At 50.6% G+C, this 22,344-nt stretch carries 6 protein-coding genes; all 6 read right to left on the bottom strand.

Going from position 1 to position 22,344, the window contains the following annotated elements; genetic code table 11:
• Positions 1 to 8: 8 nt before the first annotated feature.
• The 6 genes from ELAC_RS00940 to ELAC_RS00965 all read right to left on the bottom strand — a co-directional run bounded on the left by ELAC_RS00940 (position 9) and on the right by ELAC_RS00965 (position 22,234).
• Positions 9 to 9,401, bottom strand: a complete 9,393-nt coding sequence (locus ELAC_RS00940) for a protein-tyrosine phosphatase family protein (RefSeq protein WP_098037396.1) — start codon at positions 9,399 to 9,401, stop codon at positions 9 to 11.
• 320 nt (positions 9,402 to 9,721) lie between these two features.
• Positions 9,722 to 10,102 carry a hypothetical protein gene (locus ELAC_RS00945; protein WP_098037397.1) on the bottom strand — a complete coding sequence of 127 codons (381 nt, stop codon included), beginning with the start codon at positions 10,100 to 10,102 and terminating at the stop codon, positions 9,722 to 9,724.
• A gap of 85 nt (positions 10,103 to 10,187) precedes the next feature.
• The gene (locus ELAC_RS00950; protein WP_098037398.1) at positions 10,188 to 10,613 is read right to left on the bottom strand and encodes a hypothetical protein; all 426 of its coding nucleotides are present in this window, start codon (positions 10,611 to 10,613) and stop codon (positions 10,188 to 10,190) included.
• A gap of 21 nt (positions 10,614 to 10,634) precedes the next feature.
• The gene (locus ELAC_RS00955) at positions 10,635 to 18,155 is read right to left on the bottom strand and encodes a protein-tyrosine phosphatase family protein (protein WP_098037399.1); all 7,521 of its coding nucleotides are present in this window, start codon (positions 18,153 to 18,155) and stop codon (positions 10,635 to 10,637) included.
• A gap of 282 nt (positions 18,156 to 18,437) precedes the next feature.
• Positions 18,438 to 19,454 (bottom strand): ribonucleotide-diphosphate reductase subunit beta, encoded by a 1,017-nt coding sequence (locus ELAC_RS00960; protein WP_098037400.1) that lies wholly within the window; start codon positions 19,452 to 19,454, stop codon positions 18,438 to 18,440.
• Between the two features lie 29 nt (positions 19,455 to 19,483).
• Positions 19,484 to 22,234, bottom strand: a complete 2,751-nt coding sequence (locus ELAC_RS00965) for a ribonucleoside-diphosphate reductase subunit alpha (protein ID WP_098037401.1) — start codon at positions 22,232 to 22,234, stop codon at positions 19,484 to 19,486.
• Positions 22,235 to 22,344 lie beyond the last annotated feature (110 nt).

Below are 22,344 nucleotides of genomic sequence, written 5' to 3' on the forward strand. Positions count from 1 at the left end.
ATAGTTTTTTATTTATTCCACATCTCTTTTTTGAATTTGCTGGCGACATGAATAAATGAATCGACCGGCTTGCCATTGATTTTGCCGTCTACAATGACGCCTTGCGCCGTCAGTTTTTGCACCAGCAGGTCTTTATCTGCTTGCTTCTGGCAGACGATACCTCGAATCATTGTGGGGGGAACGGTATTTTTGACCATGATCTCGTTTCCGTGGTTGTTGATGCTTCCTGCTAAGTCCGGCAGGTTTGCCCTTTGCTCGTAGTGGCCGTAGTTGCTCTTATCCGGGTTCTTTACTCCATATTCATCGGAGTTGTAACCATAAGCACCAGTGTTACAGACATCAAGGTCGTAGAGCATCTGATATTTTCCAGAGAATGTAAAATCTCCTCCCCATTGACCCGATAGGTCGCCGCTCACCGTCTTGTTGTTGATCAGTCGGGTGAACACATGATCCCCTCCTCCTGTACGCAAGTCCTGCTCAGAGGAGGCACCTTGGGCAAACAACCCGGCCTGGAATCTGTCCTGGGAAGCAAGGGCGCCATTTTTCATCATCAAAACAACCGTATCGGCGGCATCTGAAGTCGATTTGCCGTCGCCGACCCCTGCCATGAGGCCGTAGGCCCCTTTAGCTCGCATCTGCGTACTGATATCGTTAATAGAGAATGTTGTTTTACCCGGATAGATCTCTTTTTTCTCGATCAGCTCAGGATGTTTATGATATTTTTTGAACACCTGCTTCATCTCGGGTACTTCTGCTTCGATCTTCTTCTGGAGCATATCCAAAGGCATCTCATAAAATTCTTTGGTTCTTTCCATTTTGATCGCTTGTTTAGGGTAGTAGCTACGGAATATCAGAGCCATTTTGAGACGCTCCTCATCCATGGGGCGCTGCTCATTGAGTATGGGGCCGACACCCAGCATCGTCAGCATCTGATGGACTTGTTGCTCAGCCTTTCCTTCGGGAAGGCCCGCTTTGACCAGTACTTTCACGTTGTTGTAAAGGCATCCGAACTCTTTATCGTTGCCGATGATCACGGATCCGACCCCTTCGAATTCAATCTGGAGGGCTGTTGCTCCGTATGGAGTATAGCCTTTCTCTATCCCAAATGAACCGTCCGACTTTTTACCAAGAAATGTGTCTTCCACCTCGGTAATGCGCACCTTACCTTTGAGTTCAGGAGGAAGGGAATCTTCGAAAGCGGTTAAGTTGTTTTGGATATTGAGCAAGTGTCCCTGAATGTTTTGTCTTGCATACCTGCTGAGTTTGAACTCGAGTTGTGTTACCTCATTTCCATCGATTGTGCGGTTGGATGCCCTCAAAGATCCGCCCTTCAAAATTCCTGTATCCAATCCCGAGAAGTGTGCAGGGAACAGGGGCGTTTTCTGCGCCTGTTGTCCGACAGCGACAGCCTGGCTCATATCATGTAGATTGCTGCTTGCTGCCGGGCCGGCAAAGGAGGCTGCATTTGCTCTCGCCTCGAAGGCCTGAGCGACATTGCCTGCGGCTTCGAATTTGTCGGCAGCCCTGCAGTATAGGTCGTGGAGTGTGGTAAGCTGAGGTCCACGCTCTTTTCCGCTGGAAGGAATAGTTTTCTTAAGCTTTTCTGCGGCCGCCAGAAACTGCTCAGGCGAGACAGAGACGCCGCTCGAGGCCATTCCCAGAAGTTCTTCCGGTGAGGCTTTGTCAATTTGGCCCTTTAGCACACTATTAGGCAGCGGTGAGTTTGTGATACCCCATCCATAGCTAAACGACCTCGCATCGTAAGGGGTAACGGCTTGAGCCTTTGCGATAAACCCATCGCGTTTTTTAAAAGGAGAAAGCGCGAATTGAGCGCCTGTCAATTCTGTGGTAGCTTTTTTGACGGGGAGCTGGGGCGTTGTCAGATACTCTTTGAAAGCAGGGTAGTTGAGCACTTCACTTAAGCTCCCGAATTTTTTACCCGGCTCTTCTGTATAGGAGATCCACCCTCCTGGAGTAGTCGGATCAGGCCTCAAACCGATGTTTTTGATTTGACCACCTCCCGCGGAGCAGACAAACACATAGCTGCCTGGGTAAGTTGCCCCTTCTCTCATATAGTAATTCCCTTTGGGCTGTGCGGAGAGACTCGTCACCATCAAGGGATTGATAATTTTTCCCTGGTTCAATTCACTGATGATCTCGCTGTCGGCCTTTGTGAACGGCTGTTTGAGGTTGGCTTTTAACACCGGCGAAGAGTTGATGACAGCATCTATGCTGTCGAAAGAACCCGGGGCAAAAAACTGACTGAACATAGGCGCTTGCTGCTGGGCACTCCATCCACTCGGCTGTTTCGGCTTCATGATGATCTCTGTGTACTGCTTTGCTGAATTGAAGAAGCAGAGAACCTTACTGTCAGGAGAGGTTACAGACGTGCGGAGGAGGTAGGTGCCATCAGGCTTTGACTCCAGGAGCGTTTTAGCCTCTGTCTGACTCAAATTGCCTTTAAAACAGGAGCCGATAATCTCTTGGTCTGTACCGAATGATTTGCTCGTGACGGGCACTGCGACCTGCATCTCGCTTTTCATTTGAGCGACTATGTCTTCCAACCCCTTCTTGCTCACATCGGAGAGGCTGCGCTGCAGAAGAGGAGCGCCGTCTTTTGTGGGACCTTTCATACAGACGACATACTTCTGCGCGCTTTCCGAGAATCGGATGACCCAGTCGCCTTGTTTGAACTGGGCTTGTGCCAAGTGCTGAGAGACCGCATCGGTGTCTTTAAGTCCAGCAACAAATTGGGATTGGCTTTTGATGTCAAATCCCTGAGCTGTCTGTTGGTTGATGGAGGCTACCACTTCCTTTTTGAAGCTAGCATACTCTTTGGCGATGTTGGCGGTGAAGGCTATCTCCTTCTTTAAGGAAGGGTCGGTATCACTTGTGATCACAAGTTTTTTGGCATCTAAATCGTAAGAGATTTTAAATCCTTTACTCTTCAAAGGGCTGCCGGCCATGATTATTAGCTTCTGTTCGTTGTTGCTGTCTCCTGGAACGACCAGTGCGAGTCCTGTTTCCGATGTTCCAGCTTGCAAGCCCAAGGCAGAAAATTCCTTTTTGATCTGATCCATTTTCTGCTTGTCTGCAGAGAGTCCCCCTCCCTGCATTTTTTCGACGGCATTGGCTCTGAAGGCATCAAATTCAGAAGGAATGCCCGAGGTGTAGGGCATCACTGTTTTATCGGAGGGATCGAGCTTTGAAGTGATATTAATTTGCTTTGTGGAAGGATCTAAGCTCGCGGTAAATTCTTTAGTCTCCCATTTTCCTTGCACCATTGCGATCACATAAAGCGTCATGTCGTTTCCGCTTTGTTTAACTTGCATGCCTCCAAGAGCATTTAAAGGCCATTTGTTGATCGTTTCGAAATCCTTCTGGAATTGTTCGATAAGCTTTGCGTCCGAAACAGTTGACATAGGAGCAAGTGTCATGTTGTCCACGGTAGCTTTGGCGTCTTGAACAAGTGAGCTGCCATACATGTCACTGCCAAGATCGTAGATGCTCTTCAACTGCACAGCCGTTTGAACGAACGAAGGGCCTCTTTGCTCTCTTGCCTTCAGAATGATTTCATGCGCTTTTTCTTTAAATTCGGAAGATTTCAGATTTCCGGACTCATTCATGCGCATCAGTGTTCTTGATGTGAGAAATGTTCCTGTTCGGCCAACACCTGCCCTGCAGTGGACCATGATAGAGCCCGGAGGGGCGTTTGCTGATAGTTTGTCGATTAAGGATGACAGTTCTGCCATATCCTTAGAGTTGACAGCTCCGTGATCTGGCCAAGCTTTGAAGTGCACCCTTTGAATCGATTTTTCTTTCCCTGTGGCCTTGTCTTTAATCAGATATGTGTAGACCGATATTTTTCCGAGATCTTGCGCTTGGGTGCATGTGACGCTCATATGTGTCAGATCGCGCACTTTGCCGACAGTCTTCGGGAAATAGCGTCTCTCGATGAATCCGGAGGTAACATCTTTTTTCTTGTCGGTGTCGTTGGTTAAATCCACGATCAGCGATGCCTTCTCATCGACCAGCTTGACGAATTGATCGTATTCGTGCTTTCCAGGGGCCTGGATGGCGATATAGCTTGAACCGTCCGGCATATCGACCGTGTTGGCATGAAGATGCTTTTTCTGCCCTCCCACGACGACTGAGAGATTGGTTTTTTCCGGTGTGGGGATATCGCCCCAGCGCATTGTGTATAATTTGCTGTCGAGCATTTTGACTTTGGGTGTCTGAGAGGCAAGCTGCTTGAACTGAGCATCGACATTTACATTTGCTAAAGGAGCTAAGGAGGGGTCTTTGGTGATAAGATTGGTTTTATACTCCTGCAGGAAGGCCATGCGCTTTGTTAGGGCATCGTGGTATTTGGCCGGAGTGGCCGCCAGCAGGGCGTTGAATTTGCTCTGAACATCGTTGATCTGGTCTACAATTTCCTGATTGGTGATGCCGCCGAAGATGGCAGCGCCGTTTGCACTAATCTTCGCGTCACGCATCGAATCGATTTCTGTGGCTTTATCGGAGAAACCTCCGGGTTTTATACCACCCTGGGCCCTAAATTCAAATGCCGATCCGTTATCGATGCGGACGGGAGTGCCGTCTTGCGTCACCAAGATGTTGTCCATAGCGAGGCCGATCACATCCCAGTTGGCGAGCAATGCGTCCGCCACGAAATTGGCGCGGATCTTTTTTAATACCTCTTCCCTTTGCTTTGGATTGGCCGAATTTAGGTACTTGTCTAAGCTCACCGCATTGTCGACAAAGCTTGCCAGCATGACGGGCTTGGCATCGGCGGCATGCTCCCCTCCGATGGCGGCCGAGTTCACTTTATTATAAAGTTTTACCTCGGGTACCTTGATGCCTAGGGCTTTATAGGCCTTGTTGGCGTTGTATTCCGCTGTAATGTGCCCTTCCTTGCCGCCTTCTTTCTGAACATATTTCTTGCCACCCGATTCCACGAGTTTGGCTCCTGTGGAACCGCCTATGGAGGCATTGAGCAGCTTGATGTCTTTGAACATTTCGGGGAAAAGAGCGCCTTCCGGAGGAAGTTGGGGCTTGGGAAGGGGGTGGACAGGGTTTAAGATGTTTTCCTTGGCGACCGGCGTAGCTGTCGCCACATCGCTCGGTTTCGGCAAAGTCATCTTATCGACTTGCGGCGGCGTGGCTGTGACTACCGGCGGCAGCTTCATGGGGCTTGTTTTTTGGTGTTCCGCAATCTTATCGGCAATCGTCTTGTCCAAGCCTGTATTCAAATATTTTTTGAGGTCTTCTTGCGTTGCCAGTTTGACGTTGGAAGCCTCCCAGTGTGCCTGTGCAGGGTCACCGCCGACCCTTCTGGCAATATAGTAGCGGGTTTTGCTGGTGGTTTTAACTTGATCCATCAAAAAGCCTTCGATCTTGACCTGTAGCCCCGCCTCTTCCATGGCCTCTTTGAGGGCGGTTTGCTGCATCGTCAGCCCTTTTTCCATCGTTCCTTTGGGGAATGTATGTTCGTAGCCGCCAAAGTGATTCTTCGGCTCGTATATCCACACCCTTCCATCCGGCTCCATGATAATGCAGCCGGCGGATGTTTTCATGCCCGGTTGCGGCACGAACGGAGGCTCGCCGACATCGACGTCGGCAATCTTGGAAAAATCAGGCATCTCTTTGACGGGTTTGAAGGGAACTCCGTTCAGTGACAAGCCTTCGGCGAAGAAATTCTTGTTGAAGACGACGCTCTTTTCGGGTGTAGCCAGATCCTGGTGCAGCTTCTTGTGGTCGGCTGCCTGCTTGACGATGAGTTTGGCTTTGTAATCTTGCAGGTAGGCCATCCTGTTTTTCAAAGCGTCGTGATACTTGGCCGGTGTAGCGGAAAGCAGCGCGTCCATTTTTCCCGCGATATCGTTGATTTGATCGATGATCTCTTTGTCGGTGATGTCTGAATAGATGGCAGCGCTGCTGGGATTGAGCTTGGAGTCGCGCAAGGTTTCGATCTCCTTGGCTTCATTGCCGAAGCCGCCCGGCTTAATGGCTCCCTGGGCCCTGAACTCAAAGGAGGCGCCGTTGTCGATGCGCACGGGCGTACCGTCGGCAGTGACTAAAATGTTGTCCATGTCTTTTGTCGAGCCAATGACGTCCCAGTTGGCGAGCAGGACGTCGGCTACAAAGTTCTCGCGCATCTTCGCCAGCACCTCTTCCCGCTGGTCGACATTGCCTTCCTTGAGGTATTTGCCAAGGGGTTTCGCGCCGGCGATGAATTCCGCCAGCATGACAGGTTTCCCGGGTGAACCCTCTTTGTCTGCCACCGCCTGAGTGGTGGTCATATTGTAGAGTTTGACTTCGGGAACTTTGACGCCGAGAGCTTTGTAGGCTTTGTTGGCGTTATATTCGGCGACGATGTGGGGCGCGTTGTTGCCGGTTTTCTGGATAAACTGGGTATCGCCTGACTTGACGAGCTTGGCGCCTGTCGAGCCGCCGATGGCAGCGTTGATGACCTCGATATCTTTGAACATCGTGGGGAACAGCGACGGCGCTTCCAAAATCGGGGGTTTCGGCAGCGGCTGCGCGGGGTGCACGATGGCCTGGGACTGCACTGGCGTCGCTTTGCTGACATCTTCGGGTTTGGGCAGCGGGAAGTTGTCGACTTGTGGCGGATTGGCTTTCGGAACGGGAATCAGATTCATCGGATGATTTTTCTGGTATTCCGCGATCTTGTGGCCGATAGGGTGGTCGTAACCGTTGTTAAGATAGCTCATGATCGTATCGCCGGGAACCAGCTTCACTTTGTCCGCTTCCCAGTGAGCCTGGGAGGGGTCGCCGCCAACGCGCCTTGCGATGTAGTAGCGTGTTTTGGTGGTCGATTTCTCGGTATCCATCAAGAACCCTTCGATTTCGACATGCAGCCCCGACTCTTCCAAAGCTTCTTTGATAGCTGTCTGCTGCATGGTGAGTCCCTTTTCCATGCGCCCTTTGGGGAAGGTGTGTTCATAGCCGCCGAAATGGTTCTTCGGCTCGTAGATCCAGACCTTGCCATCCGGTTCCATAACGATGACGCCGGCCGACGTCTCTTTTGTGGGGTGGGGGACAAAGGGCGGCTCACCGACATCTTTGTCCGGAATCAGGGCGAAATCAGGCAGTTTGGTCGTTGCCTTGAAAGGAACGCCATGGAGCGACAGACCCTCGGCCGAGAAGTTTTTGTTGAATACGACTGCTTGATCTTGCTCCATCATGGCTTGCTGCAGCTTCGTGTGCTCGACCTGCTGCTTCTGAATTAAGCCATGCTTGAAGTTTTGCAGGTCGGCCATTCTGTTTTTAAGCGTTGCGTGGTATTTCTGCGGCGTGGCCTGCAAGAGAGACTCAAATCTGCTTTGGACATCGTCGATCTGCCAGATGATCTCCTTATCGGTGATGCCCCCGAATATTTTGGCGGACTGGGCATTGACGCTGGGATCTCTCATGGAGAGAATTTCGCCGGCCTTATCGGAAAACCCGCCACCCGGTTTAATGCCCCCCTGGGCTCTGAATTCAAATGACGATCCGTTATCGATACGTACAGGCGTGCCATCGGCGGTGACCAAGATGTTATCCATGCCGAGTCCGACAACGTCCCAGTTGGCGAGCAGAACGTCGGCGACAAAACTCTCCCGGATTTTGGCCAGTACCTCTTCCCTTTCATCGAGTTTGGCGCTCTTGAGATACTCGCCAAGCGGCTTTGCCCCCTTGACGAATTCGGCCAGCATGACCGGTTGAGCCGGGGATGCCTCTTTGCCCTCCACCGCAGCTGTGGTTGTCTTGTTGTAGAGCTTAACTTCCGGGACTTTAACGCCCAGGGCCTTATAGGCCTTGTTGGCGTTGTATTCGGCAACGATATGCGGACCGTTGGCTCCCTCTTTCTGAATCAAGTCCACTCCGCCTGACTGTACATGCTTGGCACCTGTCGAACCGCCGATGGCTGCGTTGATGACCTTGATGTCTTGCAGCATGGTGGGGAAGAGAGAGTTCGTTTCGAGAACTGAGGGCGTTGGCAGCGCGGGAAGATTCGCAATCATTTCGGATGTAATCTTGGGAACGTCCGAGGGAGGGGTTGCAGACGGCAGCGGGAAGTTGTCGACAACAGGCTCTTTTCCTTTATCTACTTGAGGCAATTTTTTTTGCGCGTTGAGGCTTTCGGCGATCTCCTGCCTGAAATCGGCAAACCCTGCCGGTACGGTGCCATCACAGGGCATCTCGCGTTTGAATCCGGGATCTTTGGGATCGGTGATGGTCAGAGTCTGCTTTTCGGGGTCGAATTTTAGAGTGAAATCTCTGGATGCATCGGGACCGGTAAGCATCATGATGTTCATTCTCAATTCGTCGCTGCCCTCCTGCTCGTTGACACCGACAAATCCAATTGCCGAGCTGCCTGCCCAGTTGTTCATTTCCAGGAATTTCTCTTTGAATTTTTCTTGAGCGAACGAGTTTTTAATCACCTGAGAGGGTGTTTTTTCTACTTTGATATCCGGTTTGGCGGCCTGTGTCTTGGATTTTGTTTTTCCGGCAAGCAGTTTTACTTTGGACTTATCAATTGCTTGAGTTGTCTCTGCTGATTGCCCTCCCACTTTGGCGGGGGAGAAAAGCCTGGCGAAAAATTTTGGAATGGAGGCGAGGAACCTTCCGATCGCTTTAAAGAAATTGACGAACCGGCTGCCTAGGGTGAGCTTTGGTTTAGAGAGGGTTTTCTGGCTTTCCCCGATGTCTTTTAGGGCGGATCCTGCCAGTGTGTTAACGCTATCTGAAGTCTTTTTAATCAACGCTTCCTTGGCTTTGATCATCTCCTTGCCGATTTCATCCTTGAAGGCGATGACGGCGTGAAGGGCGTTGCCATCATCAGGAATTGTTTTGGAGTATCCCGGGTTTCCAAGTTCAGATACGGTGATCGTCTTGTCGTGGTCGTTCTGCTTGAGGGTAAAGAAGCGGCTTGGCGCGTTGGGGAGGGTGATGCTCAGAAGAACGTCTCCGTTGCTTTGGGGAGACGCAATGCCGAAAACGTTCATTTGCGCGGCTGTGTTGATTTGGCAAATTTTGTTCTGGAAGGCATTTCCTGTAATTGCCTTGCCGTCTACCTCAGAAAACTTCTTCTCGTAAGCTTTAACAGCTTTTAGAAGCGCGCCCGCCCCTTTTTGATCGGTGCCAGCGTTATTTTTTATGTAGCTTAATCTTTCCTTCAGGACGTAGATTTGGTCACTTTGCTGGGAGGGAGTGAGTTTTTCGAAGTTGCTCACCATGATGTCGACAGCTTTTTTAAGTTCGAACTCTTTGCCGCCTTGCATTTTGACTTTCAGTGAAGCCAAATTTCCCGTCGCTTCCTTTTCCATACTCTTCTGGATGGAAAATTGGCTTTGATCGAAGGCGGATTTACCGCTGGATGGAATCGGATTGGTCATAACCTTCTCCCGGATTTAGGAGTTCTATCTCATGTTCCGCTAGCCGAACGATTGTCTTCTTAAGTTTTGTTTCGCTGGGTGAAAAGGAGCGGATTGAGTGCCGCTCAAGAGAGAGGGTTTTTAAAAGGCAGTTTTAGGGGGCTTGCTCGTTACAACGTTTGCGATCGGTGGTGTCTTGTTCGCTATCCTGCTCGTACAGAAACTTTTCATCCATTTGTCTTTTATTTGTTGTTTATTAATCATCTAATTTATTGAATTATGTTCTTTCTATATATAATTTTATTTTAAAATGGGGTTGTTTGTAAATACCGTTTTTTTGCTTAGCTCAGCGGATAGAGATCGAAATTTGTGGTGAGATAGTGCTGTTTCAACTCTTCATCCGAGTTAAATGACGGTTGCCCGGCTACCCGGTGTTTCAAGAAGCGGTTATACACATCAAGTGTCATGCGTGTTAAGGTGATCTCTTCATCATCTTTGGCGAGAATATTGATCCTTTCCGGAGAGAGCTGGTTTTCAGGCATGACTTGAATTTGCTTGAATTTTCGGTAGGTTCCCCTTGAGGTATCTGCCCATTCGATCCGCTCGCCGACGATAGTGGGGCGTATGGCAATCGGGTTGATGTAGCTGTCTTTTTTCAACGATTCAACGTAGTAGACGTCCTCGTACCGGACGGGATTATTGGTTCCTTGGGCTGGGGTCATAAATCCTCCTTCAGCAAGTTTACTCGATTAGTGAGCAAGTTTTGTTCCAGTTGGCAAAGTTAGGCCTATCCGGGTCATTCCCTCTTCATCGCAAACCTAAATTTCCGTCATCATAAGCATCAAAATTTGTGTTCATGAAATAAGCCTGCACTTCATCGTCGCTTTTGAAGTCAGGGGAACCGGCTACTCGATGCCGCACGAATCTGTTATAGACATCAAGAGTCATCTTGGTCAGCACCACCATTTCGTCATCGCTGGTTGTTACCACGATTTTTGAAGGGAGTGTATTGTCGTTGTTTTTTGCACCGACCGCTTGCGACTCCCCGTTATCCCCGAAGAGTTGAATTTCGGCGATTTTCTTTGCCGTGCCTTGAGAGGTGTCGCCCCACTGGATGCTCCTTCCCTTAACGAGTGGGCAGATCGCGACAGGGTTGACGCTCTTGTCCTTTGTCATCGACTCGGCGTAGTACACGCCGTTGTAGGCCATCGGATTGTTTGGTATGTTCATCATAAGAGGCCTCCCTGCCTTTAATTATTTGTTCCACATGGTAGCTTTGAATTTTGTAGCGACATGAATAAATTCGTCGACGGGCTTGCCTTTGATCATCCCCCCGACAATCAGCCCCTGTGTTGTCAGTTCTGCAACGAGAGCGTCCTTATCCGATTGAGAACGGCATACAAACCCCCGGATGTGATCTGGAGATACACTGTTTTTGACCATGACTTCATTGCTGGTATTGCCGGCTGACCCTGCAAAATCGATCAGGCTTTCACGGTTTAAGTAGTTGTTGTATCTGTGGTCATCGGGGTTTTTACAGCCGTAGTAGTCGCTGGTGGAGCCGTAGTAGTCGCTGTTGAAGCCATAGGCGCCTCCGTTGACGGCGTCAAGATCGTAGAGAATCATGAACTTGTATGAACTGGCCAGGGAGAACGAGTCGACGTTGGTGCCGATTGTTTTTTGGTTGATGAGGCGTGTGAATACTTGGTCGCCGCCGCCTGTTGCAAGGTCGGTTTCCGATGACGCTCCTTTTGCAAAGAGCCCGGAGTGGAACCTCTCTTCCGACGACAGGCCCCCGCCCTTCAGCATGATAGCGCACGTTTTGGCGGCGTCCTCTTTGCTGGTTGAGTAGCCGACGCCGGCCATCAAACCATAGGCATTTTTCGCTCTCATCTGGGTGCTGATATCTGTCAGCGCCCAAGTTGTCCTTCCTTTGTAGATCTCTGTTTTAACCGCCAATCCCGGATTGTCGCGGTATTTTTTGAAGATGTTCACCATCTCTGGAACTTCCGCCTCGATTTTTTGGATCAGGGCATCGACAGGAAGCTCGTAGAACTCTTTGGTTCTCTCCATTTTGACCGCCTGTGACGGGTAGTAGGTTCTGAAGATTTGAGCCGCAAGCAGCCTTCTGTCGTCTTCTTGCCTTTGTTCATTGAGGATCGGTCCAATGCCAAGCATTGTCAGCATCTGGTGCATCTGCTGGGCGGCGACGCCCTCTTTTTGCCCGCTGTTGACTAATACTTTGATGCTGTTGAAGAGGCAGCTGTAACTTGGCGAGTTGCCGATCACAACAGCTCCAACACCCTCAAACTCAATTTGAAGCGCTTTGGCTCCGTTTGGGGTGTAGCCGTTTGCTGCATTGAACTTTCCTGTGCCGTCTTTTCCAAGGAAGCAATCGTCCACTTCCGAGATTCGCACTTTGCCCTTAAGCTCCGAAGGAAGGGCATTTTGGAAGTCAGCCAAGTTGGTTTGAATGGCAAGCAGATTCTGCTGCAAAGCGCGTCTTGCGGGTTTGCTGACTTTAAACTGCATCTCGGTCATAGGCTTGCCGTCGATGTTGCGGTTGAAAGCGCGCAGGTGCCCCCCTTTCAGGATGCCGGTGTCCAGCGAGCTGAAGTGCGCTCCCAGGGCGGGATTGAGCTGGGAAGTCGATCCGGCCTGTATCGCCGCGTCCAGATCATGAAGAGGGCTTCCCGGATTCGGTCCGGCGTACTCCGCTGCCTGCGACCTTGCTTTGAAAGCCCGCTCGATGTTGCCCTCTTTGCTATATTGTTCAGCTGCCTTGTCATAAAGGGTGTGCAGCGTGGTCAGCTCTTTAGCGCTGAGAACTCCCGTTCTCATCTCCTCGGCAGCTTCATAAAACTCATCACCTTTAACGGCTCTTCCCTGAGCGGCAAGGGAAAGAATTTCGCTGGGGGTTAACTTTGGACTTTTCGGCAGTGGTCCCGGGTTATTCGGAACGATTCCCCAAGGGTGGTTGAAGTCAAATTTGTTGGAGGCTGTCACCGGCATGAGCGATCCCCCGGACTTTTTAAAGGGGGAGGCAAAGATGCCGGCGCCGGCGCTGACAGCTCCGGGGTGCAACAGAGGTTTTTTCAGGAGCCCCTGAAATTCCGGGTCGTTCATCATCTCGTGCAGCTTGTCAAATTGTTTTCCAGGGATTGATCCGCTGGTAATCCACTTGCCGGGAGCATGAGGGCTCGGTCCGACGGTAATGATGGAAATGGATCCATCCGCTGTCGAGTAGAAGAAGGTGTATTTACCCGGTTGAGAAGACTCCCTAACTATGTAGGAACCGATAGGAGCTGCTTTGAGCTTTTTCTCGATTTCGGTGAAGTCGATGCTTCCCCAGTAGGCCTCATTAAGAATTTCTTGGTCCGATTTGCCAAGAGCCCGTTTAAGCTCTTGTTTAAGATAGGGCTGGTTAAATACCGCTTCCAGGTTCGGGAAATCCTGATCTGGAACGTTTTTGACACCGAATAAGGGGTAGGGTGAAGCCTGGGTAGCCGCCCATCCGCCGCCCATTTTAGGGGAGAGCAATATCTCGTTGTAAGCGCTGCTGGAGTTGTAGAATGAGATAACCAAAGCTCCCATTTGGCTTTTCGAATCGCGGATGAGATAGGTTCCCGTGGGCATGGGTTGCAGTTTATTCATGGCTGCCGGTTTGTCGACTCCTTTCAGATAGCACTTCTCAAGGATCTCTTCGTCTTTGGTCTTTCCTGTGTTGATGGGCTTGGGAGGAGTTGCCAAAGACGATCCCGGCGGCGGCAGCGGATCTTTGAGTTGCGCCTTCAGATAGGCGTCGTTCAATATGGCCTGATAGTTGTCGTAGGTTCCTTTGGCAAAGGTAACGGCGTTCTGGAAGGCCGAAGCATTTTCTGCGTTCAATTTTCCGCCAATCCCTGTCGTGACAGACAGCTCCACAAAGTCGCCCATGGAGTTATAGAAGGAGATGAGTTTCTTTCCGGGAGAGGAGATCGAGTCGCGCAAGAGATAGGTACCCTGCGCCTGTCCCGTCAGGCGTGCCAGCGCCTCTTCTCTTGAGATCTTTCCGTGGTCGGCCGACTTAATGATCTGTTCGTTTGTTTTAGCGATGATGTGGGCATCTTTGGATATGCTTTGTACGGTAGTCTCAAGGATTTCCTGCGTGATGACCCCCGGTAATCGCAATTGCCTGACCGGATTGCCCTTGGGTGTTTTCAGACAGAGAACGTACTCATTTTTCGCGGTGGAATAGCGCACGATCCAGTCGCCGACGTTATACTTTGGATGCGACAGATGCGCCTCTGCTGCCATGCTGTCGTCTAAGTCCGCCACAAACTGCGGGATCTTGCGGATATCGAAGGGCTCTTTTGCCACACCGAGAGAGTTGACGGCCTCTTCGGCAGCCGTTTTCAGAATATCCCCGCCGTAAATGGAGTTTCCGAACTCATAGAGGCTCTTGAGCTGTTCGGCTGTCTGGACAAATGAGGGTCCCCTCTGCTTGCGCCCGTGCAGTATGATCTCATGCACTTTTGCCTGGTATCCTTCCGGAGAGAGGGATCCCTGCTCTTTTAAGTGGGCAGCAGTTCTCGCCGTGATGAAAGTGCCTGTTCTGCCGACGCCGGCTCTGCAGTGCACCATGACCGGTCCGGGCGATTTGTCAGAGAGGTTGTCGACAACCGCGATCAGTTTCGCCATTTCAGTGGGATTGACAGCTCCATGGTCTGGCCACTCTTTGTAGTGCACCCTTTGAATTGTTTTTTCCTTGCCGGTCGCTTTGTCTTTGATGATATAGGTGTAGACAGAGATTTTATCGATGTCCTTTGCCTCGGTGCAAGTCACGTTAAAGTCTTTGAAGTGGCGCACCTTTCCTACTTGTTTTGGAAAATAGCGCTTTTCAATGAAGCCGGAGCTCTTGTCTTTTGCCTTGTCGTTGGGGTTTGTCAGATCGACAATAAGAGAGGGTGTTTCATTGACAAGCTTGACGAAGGCGTCGTGCTCTAAAGTTCCGGGGGCCTGAATGGCGATGTATTTGGCGCCATCCTCCATGGAGACATTGTTGGCATGCAGATGCTTTGTTTTTCCATCGATCTCGACCGTCACAGCCGTCTCTTTGGGGCAGAGTATGTCCCCCCAGCGAATTGTGTAGAGGCTATTGCTAAGGTATTCGGGTTTTGTTGTTGCCTGCTTGAGCTGCCAGAAGTCATCACCAACTTTCGCCCCCTCGATTTTTTCAAAGGGAACCTTTACTCCTGCGACTGCTTTCTTGACAGGCATGGGATTCGTCGATTGATAGGCGACGATTTTATCGGCAATGGTCTGATCGTAGCCTACGTTTACATAAGTTTTCAGGTCTTTGGCAGGAACCAGCTTCACATTGTCGGCTTCCCAATGGGCCTGGGAAGGGTCTCCGCCGACGCGTCTTGCAATGTAGTAACGGGTTTTGGTGGTTGATTTAACCTGATCCATCAAGAACCCTTCGATTTCGACCTGCAGCCCGGACTCTTCCAAGGCTTCTTTGATCGCTGTTTGCTGCATGCTAAGCCCTTTTTCTATCCTTCCTTTGGGATAGGTATGGTTGTAGCCGCCGAAGTGATTCTTCGGTTCGTAGATCCACACCCTACCGTCCGGTTCCATGATGATGACGCCTGCCGAAGTGTGGTATCCAGGCTGAGGGACAAAGGGAGGCTCGCCGACATCTTTGTCTTGAATCGAGGCAAAATTGGGTATCTTTGTCGTGGGTTTGAAGGGGACGCCGTTCACTTCCAGGCCATCGGCGCTGTGGTTCTTATTGAAAGTGACTGCCGCGTTGGGATTAACAAGAGCTAAAGCCAGTGTCGCCTGTTCCGTTTGCTGTTTCTTGATTAGCTCTCCCTTATATTTTTGCAGCGACTCCATTCTTTTCTTCAGTGTTTCGTGGTATTTGGCAGGCGTGGCGAGCAAGAGCGCTGGCATTTTCAGGGCGATATCGTCGATCTGCCAGATAATTTCTTTGTCGGTGATCCCGCCGAATATTTCAGCTGCCTGCTGGTTAACCGAGCTTTTGCGCATGGTGTCCAACTCGGTGACTTCGTTTGCAAAACCCATCGATTTTAAACCGCCTTGAGCGCGGTATTCAAAGGCTGATCCGTTATCGATACGGACGGGAGTGCCATCTTCCATGACCAAGATGTTGTCTTTGCCCATGCCGACAACGTCCCAGTTGGCAAGGAGGGCGTCGGCAACAAAGTTTGCCCGTATTTTCGATAAGACCTCTTCCTTCGCATCGATGGAAGCTGTTTGCAGGTAACTGGCTAAAGAGACGGCTTTCGGGACGAACCCCGCCAGCATCACCGGTTTTGGAGGATCGCCCTCTCCTGTTTTGACCTTCTGGGAGGTTGTTTTATTGTAGAGCAACACATCCGGAACTTTGACGCCAAGGGCCTGGTAGGCTTTGTTGGCATGGTACTCGGCGGCGATATGGCCGGCGTTGGCACCCTCTTTCATGACGTAATGCAAGCCGCCCGCTTCCACTTTTTTGGCGCCGGTGGAACCGCCGATGTGTGGATCGACGATCTGGACGTCGCTTAACATATTGGGGAAGATCGCTACCGGATCGGGAATGGTCGGTACCGGGATCGGGTGGTCCGGATTTAAGATTTTTGCCTTGCTGACGGGGGTGGCGTTGGCCAGATCGCTCGCCTTCGGTAAGTTAAAGGCGTTGACAAGGTTGGCGTTGGCAAGGGCGCTTGCCTTTGCTTCCTCCGCTGCTTTCGCCAGGGCTTTTTCCTCCGCCGCTTTTTGGGTTTCGGCTTTGAGTTGTGCCAGCACATTTTTGGAGAACTGATCAAATTCGACAGGCAGCTTTCCTTTGAACCCTTCTAGCGTGAGCACGGGGTGGAACGGATCTTTGGTATCTACGATGACAATCGGTTTCGATCCCAGATTATCCAGCGTGACGTGGTACTCTCTATGCAGGGCGTCCGGATCGGGCGAAGCGAGGAATTTGATATTGATTGTGTTGCTACCCGTCTCTTTGACCTGGATTAATGGATTGACTAAGTTGAGGGCTAAAAAGCTCTTTTTGAAGTCCTCTGTCTGTTTTTTTGTCTTGTCAGTCTCCAGGCTGTCCATCCCTTCCTTGTGGAGTTGTTTAAGCTCCTGAGGGAGAGTTCCTTCGAACTTCATTTCTTGAAGTGTTAACCCATGACTGTCTTTGCTTTTGATTTTGCCGGACGAAGGGTCGAATTTCAGAGTATAGCTTTTAAGGATCTGGGGACTTTGGCCGACGTTGGATATATAGTTTATATCCAGCTCATTGTATCCCATGTTGACAACTTCAACTTCCCAATCGTCCGAAGGTAGAATCTCCTCTGCAAGATCGCGAACCACCTTTTCAAATTGTTTCGATTTTTCGCTCAGCGCTTGCTGCTGCTTTACATTGTCTGTCGGCCCGACCTTGCCGTAGAGGTTGTCGGCTGTCTCAGTCAGCAGTTGTTTAAGCGCATCGGGTACTTTGCCCTCCTCATAACTCATCGTCGAGATAAGGCTTGCATCCAGATGATCCCTGATGGCAAGGGTGTGATTTTGTGGGTCAAGCACCAAAAGCCATGTGCGTTGATTTGCCGATGGGTCGCTAATATTTCCGACAATATGCAACTCAATTGTATTGGGCTTTGTCCCGTCCATAACGTAGGCATACCCTTTTCCTGCAGTTCCGACAGCTCCCATCTCTTTCACGAGGGCCAGATTGAATTTTTCAAATCCCTCTTTGCCTTGATTGGCGTCTGTCTTTTGATCGGTTTTGCTAGGCTTCTGCACTTTGGCAGGTTTTTCACCATTGCCGGCAAGCAAGGGCGATAGCGGCGAAATTTCCCTATCCTGGATGGGTCTGACAGGAGCCTCTTTCTGTTTACCGGTAAAGATGCCTGTAACAAAGGAAGCAATTTTACGGATGATATTGGCAAAGAAAGAACCGATGCCGGCAAAGAAGTTGCCGATGGCTCCAAAGAAGGTGACTTTCTTTTCCCTTAACGCCCGGTCTCGCAGGTCTTGTCTTGACGTTTCCGTGATCGTCTCCCGGCTGGTAGAGGGATGCATCTGCTTTAGCTTGGCAGCCGTTTTTTTCATGATCTCTTTCTGAGCGCTTTTGATCTCGTTTCCGATCTTTTCACGGAAGGGCATGATGACGTCCGCTAGCTTTTCCTCGGAGCTGAACAAGATTCCCGGGGTGGGGCTGCCCGGTTCTGTCATGTGGATCATTTTCGTCTTCTCGTCCAAGTGCAGATTGAAAAAGCGCGAGGGTACTTTATCTGTCCCGTCGATACTAAGCTGCACATCGCCGTTAGGGAGAGGAGAGAGCGCAAAGTGGGGGGAACCTTTGGAGTTCAAATTTAAGAGGATGGCGGCGTTGTGGAAATCCACCATTGCCGGGGAAAAGGCCTTGGCTTCAGCGAATTTTTTTTGATGGCTGACAGCACCCATGTATTGCAGCTGGATCGTGTCCAAAAGGTTGCCGTACTTTTTAGTGAGGTGTTTAGCTTGTGTATCTTGCGACTCAAAGTGTTTATAGAGAAACTCCACGCGCGACTTCAGCATGCTGTAATTGGCGATCTTCTCTTCCGGAGAGAAGTGCTGGTATTCGTTGACCATTTTGTCAAACGCTTCCAGCAGCTTGATCTTTTCTGAGAAAGACCCTTTGACCACCGAGATGGTCTTGTTGGCGAGCTTTCCCTCAAGCCCTTTTTCCATCTCCTTCTGGATTGCATACTGATATTGATAGAAGTTGAATCCTGATCCTTTGACAAAGCTCATAACTCCCCCAAACCATACGTTATGGCATGAAATGAAACTGCTCTAGTTTGATTATATCAACGGTGCGTTTGTCGAAGTAATTAATTGATTGTTAAGATCAGGGGGTATTAGAGGCTGTCCACACACAAATCATATAATTTTCAGTTTGTGGACCATCTCCTAGAGGTGGGGAGGGCGCGGCAGAGGCTTAGCCGCAAAAAGTGAACGGGGACCATACCGAAAGTGTCTCAAAATCAGAGTTTTCTACATGCTCAGCTTTTGAGACACCCTCAGGATAAGCATTTACCAGGAAAGACTTGCGCCCATCCTGTACTGGGTAACCTTGGTTTCGAAGAAATTTTTTTCTTTTTCAAGATCGATGCACTCGCTCATCCAGGGAAAGGGATTCGGCGAGCCATAGAGGGGCTTAAGGCCGATGCGTTCCAGTCTTCTGTCGGCGATATAGCGCACATAATCGAGAAAGAGATTGGATGTCAATCCGAGCACACCTTTCGGCAGGCACTCTTTGGCATACATATATTCAAGCCAGGTGGCCTTGTCGACCATCGCCACCACCTCTTCCTGGAATGCCGGGGTCCAAACCTCCGGGTTTTCGCTTTTGACCGTATTGATCAGATCGATGCCAAAATTGAGGTGAATGGTCTCGTCGCGCAGAATGTACTGAAACTGCTCGCCGATGCCGGGCATGATATTCTTTCGCTGGAAGCTCAAAATCATCGCAAAGCCGCTATAGAAGAAAATTCCTTCCATGATGACGTAGTAGCCGATCAGATTTTTCAGAAATGATTGCAGCCCTTCGGCCGTTTCGGTTGTAAATCCAGGCTTCAGCACCTCTTCCGTCAGAGTCATTTCGAAAGCGTCCTTGTTGTGGATCGTGTTGATTTCGTTGTACATGCCGAAGACTTCATGCGGGTTTAAGGAAAGCGAGTCGACGATGTAGTGAAAGGCATGCGTGTGGATGGCCTCTTCAAACGCTTGCCTTAAGAGATATTGCCTGGCCTCGGGATTGGTGACATGGCGGAATATCGCCAACACGATGTTGTTGCCCACCAGGCTTTCGGCGGTGGAGAAGAATCCTAAATTTCTTAAGATGACAAGCCTCTCCTCCTCTTTAAGGGAGCCCGACTTCCACTGGGCAATATCGCGGCTCATCGGCACCTCTTCCGGCATCCAGTTATTGTGGCAGCCGTTCAGGTAGTGCTCCCATGCCCAGTCATATTTCATTGGCATGAGCTGGTTGACGTCGACCGTTTTGCAGTTGACGATCCTTTTTTCTTTGGCTTGGAATGGTTTTGACATGATGGGGTTCCTTAGCTTTGTTGAGGGGTTTACTGGCAGCTTTCACAGGAGGAATCGAGTCCGCATGCCTGGGCAGAGCGCTTCACTTCGATGCCGCTCGTGGCTGACTTCGCTTTCATCCAGCGGGGTTGCAGCCCCTTTTTGTTGACGTCAAGCGTCGATTTCTCGATCTGCGTCGCTGACTTGGACCTAAGATAGTAGGTTGTTTTAAGACCTAAGCGCCACGCTTTGAAATACATCTCCGAGAGCGCTTTGCCGCTTGGATTGGCTATGTAGAGGTTTTGCGACTGTCCCATGTCGATCCACTTCTGCCGTTTGGACGCGGCCATTAGCAACCATTCGGGGCCGATTTCAAATGCCGTTTTGTAAAGCTGCTTGACATCTTCCGGGATGCGGTCGATCGGGAGCACCGATCCGTCAAAGTATTTCAGATCGGCAATCATCTCGCTGTCAAAGAGGCCGCGCCTCTTCAGATCATCGATCAGATAGCTGTTGATGGAGGAAAATTCCCCCGACAGGTTGGACTTGACGTAGAGGTTGGCATAGAGAGGCTCAAAGGATTGGGTAGTGCCAGCGATCTGTGCGATGGTGGCAGTCGGGGCGATTGCCATCACCTGGCAGTTGCGCATCCCCTGGAGGGTCACTTTCTTACGCAGCTTGTCCCAATTCAAAGATGTTGCAGAGTCCATATCGAGATACCCTCCGCGCTCTTGAGCGACGAGCTTTACCGTATCGATCGGTACGATGCCCTTAGACCACATCGATCCGGCAAAAGAGGAGTAGGAACCGCGCTCTTTGGCAAGGTCGCAAGAAGCGTCGATTGCTTCGTAAGAAAGCGTCTCCAGCAGTGTGTCGGAAAGCTTGATCGCCTCCTCGCTTTCATAGGGAACCTTCAGAATGAAAAGCGCTTCTTGCCACCCCATGACGCCCAGTCCGACAGGCCGGTGCTTTAAGTTAGAGCGCCTGGCCTCTTCTGTCGGGTAGTAGTTGATGTCGATGACGTTGTCGAGCATCCGGATTGCCGTCCTGACAGTTTGCTTCAGCCCATTAAAATCAAATCCCTCCTCAGTGACGTGCCTGCTTAAGTTGATAGAGCCTAAGTTGCAGACGGCGGTCTCCTCCCTGGAGGTGTTGAGCAGAATCTCGGTGCAGAGGTTGGAGGAGCGGATCACACCGCAGTGCCTTTGCGCGGAACGGATGTTGGAGGGGTCTTTAAAAGTAATCCAGGGGTGGCCGGTCTCAAAGAGCATCGTCAGGATTTTGCGCCAAAGCTCCTCGGCAATCACTGTCTTGTGCTGACGGATTCTGCCCTCTTGGGCTTCTTGTTCATAGAATGCATAGCGCTCCTCAAATGCTTGTCCATACAGTGTGTGGAGGTCTTTGACTTCGCAAGGATTGAAAAGGGTGAAGGTCTTGCCTTCATTGACGCGTTTCATCAAAAGGTCGGGCACCCACAGGGCGGTATTCATGTCGGGTGTACGCCGTCGTTCGTCCCCCGTGTTTTTTTTCAGTTCGATAAATTCTTCAACATCCAAGTGCCACGGCTCGATATAGGCGCAGAAGGAGCCCCGGCGCTTGCCGCCCTGGTTGACCGCGACAGCAGTATCGTTGGCTACCTTAAGGAAGGGGATGATGCCCTGGGTTAAGCCGTTAGTCCCTTTGATGGTCGCGCCGCGCGCCCTCACGTCCGTCCAGTCGTTGCCGATGCCGCCTGCCCATTTAGACAGCTTGGCGTCGTCGGCGATGACCTTGAATATATGGTCCAAGTCGTCTTCGACGGTGCTTAAGTAGCAGGAGCTCAGTTGGGGATGAACCGTTCCTGAGTTGAATAGGGTGGGCGTCCCGCTGATGAAAAGCAGGTTGGAGAGGTTGAGATAAAACGCGATAGCCTGCTCTTCTTTTTGCTCTTCATTAAGAGCGAGGCCCATGGCGACGCGCATCCAGAAGAATTGAGGCGCCTCAATTCTCTTTTCTTTGATATGAAGAAAATAGCGGTCATATAGAACTTTTAGACCGTGATATTTAAAAAGCAGGTCGCGCGTCGGATCTAGAGCCTGGCTTAGAGCCTTCAAGTCAAATGTCAAAAGCCTTGGATCTAAAAGACCGGCTCTCACTCCCTGCTGAATTCTTTTCTCAAATAGGGTGCCGTATCCCTCTTCGCTACCCTCCAAGACTTCGTCATAGATCTTCTGAAGAAGCAGACGCGCTGCGGCATACTCCATCTCAGGCGCTTCTTCAATTAAGCTCGAGGCAGCCAGTATTAGGGCATCTTGGACGCCGGATTCATCAATGCCTGTGTAGAGGTTCTTGCAAAAGGCGTCGACAATCTTCTCTTTGGGCGCCCCTTTTAGGCCCGTCAAGATTCTGTCCAGCTTGGACTCCACTTCATCGAGGCGGAAAAGTGTTTCCGAGCCATCACTTCTTGCCACATGGATTCTTTGGCCGCCTCCTTTCAAGGAGCGTTCGCGCGACCGGTCTTCGCGAAAGAGGATGAAGCGGCGCAAAATCTCATATAGCCCTTCGCGCAGGAGCTCTTTTTCAATCAAGTCCTGCACCTCTTCAACGTGCAGGCTGTCGCGGTTGAACTTTTCGATCTCTTGCTCGACTCGTGTGGCGATTTCGCCAATGCGGGCAAGATCGCTATTTCCAAGAAGCTGAGTGCTCTCAAGCCCCCTCTCTTCCCGGAAAGCGCCTGAGATGGCGCGGATGATTTTAGCAGGATCGAAGGAGGCAAAGCTGCCGTCCCGTTTTTCGATTTGCATGAGTGTATGCTGGACCATAGAGGCTCTCCCTTAAAAATGACAATAGGATGCCGAATCCGGGGAGTGATTTTCCCAGGACGGGCATGAAATCAATAGAATATTTAAGGGGATATGGATTTCTCGGTTCC

Origin of the sequence: Estrella lausannensis (assembly GCF_900000175.1) — a bacterium.
Lineage (GTDB): Bacteria > Chlamydiota > Chlamydiia > Chlamydiales > Criblamydiaceae > Estrella > Estrella lausannensis.

Excerpts from the sequence above, each read along its gene's own strand:
- ELAC_RS00940 (WP_098037396.1), bottom strand. The coding sequence starts at position 9,401 with ATGACCAATCCGATTCCATCCAGCGGTAAATCCGCCTTCGATCAAAGC.
- ELAC_RS00945 (WP_098037397.1), bottom strand. The coding sequence starts at position 10,102 with ATGACCCCAGCCCAAGGAACCAATAATCCCGTCCGGTACGAGGACGTC.
- ELAC_RS00960 (WP_098037400.1), bottom strand. The coding sequence starts at position 19,454 with ATGTCAAAACCATTCCAAGCCAAAGAAAAAAGGATCGTCAACTGCAAA.
- ELAC_RS00955 (WP_098037399.1), bottom strand. The coding sequence starts at position 18,155 with ATGAGCTTTGTCAAAGGATCAGGATTCAACTTCTATCAATATCAGTAT.
- ELAC_RS00965 (WP_098037401.1), bottom strand. The coding sequence starts at position 22,234 with ATGGTCCAGCATACACTCATGCAAATCGAAAAACGGGACGGCAGCTTT.
- ELAC_RS00950 (WP_098037398.1), bottom strand. The coding sequence starts at position 10,613 with ATGATGAACATACCAAACAATCCGATGGCCTACAACGGCGTGTACTAC.